Raw genomic sequence first — 1,895 nt, 5'->3', positions numbered from 1 at the left:
TTATAATGGAGTAAGCGGAAATGGAACTGATTTAATTGGCTTTAATTTATTACCAGCCGGACAAATTCAAATAGAGAATGGTTTTAGGCATGAGGCTGGTGCTGGAAGTGATTCATTCTTATATACTTCAACAGGAGATGGAATAATGGTTGCTCGTTCTTTTTGGTCAGGAGTTAAGGGGATTAATCGTATTGGATTTCTGGGTTTTGTTAGCATCAGGTGTGTTAAAGATTAGCTATATGAGGTTAAGGATCGATTTGCTTGGGCTATGATTCTCCAGTGCTATGCATTGTTGTGTGTTGTAAGTATTCTCCCATTGGGGCGATAATTCCCCCAATGGTAATTAGAGTAATTAAGTTTTTGGTTTTTTTTGATTGGCGTAGCGGCTGTCTGATGGTTAAGAGTTGTTGAGTGCAAATGATTAGTGTTATGAAAGATAGGTTAAGTCGTTTTGTTTTTACTTGTTTAGCGCTTTTAGGCATTACAGTAATAACTGTAAATGCTCAAGAACAGAACCTTTATTGCATTGCCGTGAAGCAACACTATTCCGCATGGGGCGATTGTGGCAGTCCGAGTTTTAATTCTGTTGATGTAAAAATTAATAATTCGGATTCAACCCTTAAGGTATTAACAATTTATACAAATAAAAAAGACAGTGTTTTGCCCTTTGGCGAGGACTATTATAACGCTAGTGAGTATAAAAACGTTTCAGGCTTAGTCGATCTTAGAAAAAATCCACTTACCGGTATACATGTGTATGGCCATGTAAACGGTATGGAGAATGATAACAATCTTGATTATGAGTTTGAACTTTCCGATTTAAAAGTTGGTGAAAGTACCCTGTCGCGCGATGCATCCGACCCCTGTAGTAATAGTTGGAACTGGAGTGGTAAGCGACAAGGGTATAACATGACTACCACCATATACATTGATGACCCTATCCACCTTAGGAATGGTAACACATCAACCAATTCGAAATACTGCCTCGATACCGAGGTTTTGCCTCTGCATGTAGGACCTTACTATGACAATAAAAGCAAGGAAAAGCCAGTGTTGGAGGTTGCACTTGATAATGGCGGGGAGTATTTGGATACCGTTCGTGTTACTGTCAGTCCAGATGCAATAATCAATTTGACCTATGAAAAGATAGCTGGGCGCAAAGATGATCCTAGTTCAAATTATTATAAGTGGATGGGGCGCAGCTTGAAATTCAGGGTGGTAAAAACATTGCTAAACGGCAAGAAAACGGTTGGGAAACCGGTCTTAGGTGTTGTTTTCTATCCAAAAGGATTGCAGTATACAATTATGGGTATCAAGCGTACCTATTGCAATAGTGATGTTATTGTTAAGGTGAAGTTGGACAATTACGCCGATACCGGGTATATCAATATTGATGAGAAATATTTTTATTGGGTTGCAGCAGTGTTTGTTAATGGTGTGATGGATCCTTCTCTTATATATAAATGTCAAATGGAGTCGTTAGGTGATTTAACCTATAGAATAGTAATAAGTGATAATAACGGTAAGGACCCATTCAATGAGCCTAATCCAGTTCCAGTAGAATGGAAACTTCAGCTACAAGAGACAAATAATACAGGTAGTTTTGCCTGTGTAAGGTCATTCACTATTCCTGCAAAGCCGCCTAAGATTACCGCTTCCCAAATTGGCAAAGAAATGTTTCCTCTCGGCGACCCGGTGGTGAAGTACGACGTACCCGATATGAATCACCCCTATGTGTTGCTTAAAATTGAAGACGATTTTGCCTTTTCTTACCTTCGAAAGCCGTATAAGATTGTTTGTGGTACAGATACTTTGGCAACTATTAATGATTTGCCCGATTCATACGATGCCATGACCACAACTCAAAAAGATAGTGTTGATCTTATTTTTGAGAA

2 protein-coding genes are annotated in these 1,895 nt (G+C 38.8%); both read left to right on the top strand.

Annotated elements, in window-relative coordinates; translation table 11 throughout:
• A partial coding sequence (locus tag BLS65_RS18575; protein ID WP_212590595.1) for a fibrobacter succinogenes major paralogous domain-containing protein occupies positions 1–235 on the top strand: 235 nt, incomplete at its 5' end.
• A gap of 194 nt (positions 236–429) precedes the next feature.
• On the top strand, positions 430–1,895 hold a 1,466-nt coding region (locus BLS65_RS17655), incomplete at its 3' end, for a hypothetical protein (RefSeq protein ID WP_139180988.1).

Origin of the sequence: Williamwhitmania taraxaci (assembly GCF_900096565.1) — a bacterium.
Taxonomy (GTDB): domain Bacteria; phylum Bacteroidota; class Bacteroidia; order Bacteroidales; family Williamwhitmaniaceae; genus Williamwhitmania; species Williamwhitmania taraxaci.
Note: the sequence above shows the minus strand (reverse complement) of the source record. Positions and strands in the feature narration are given on the sequence as shown.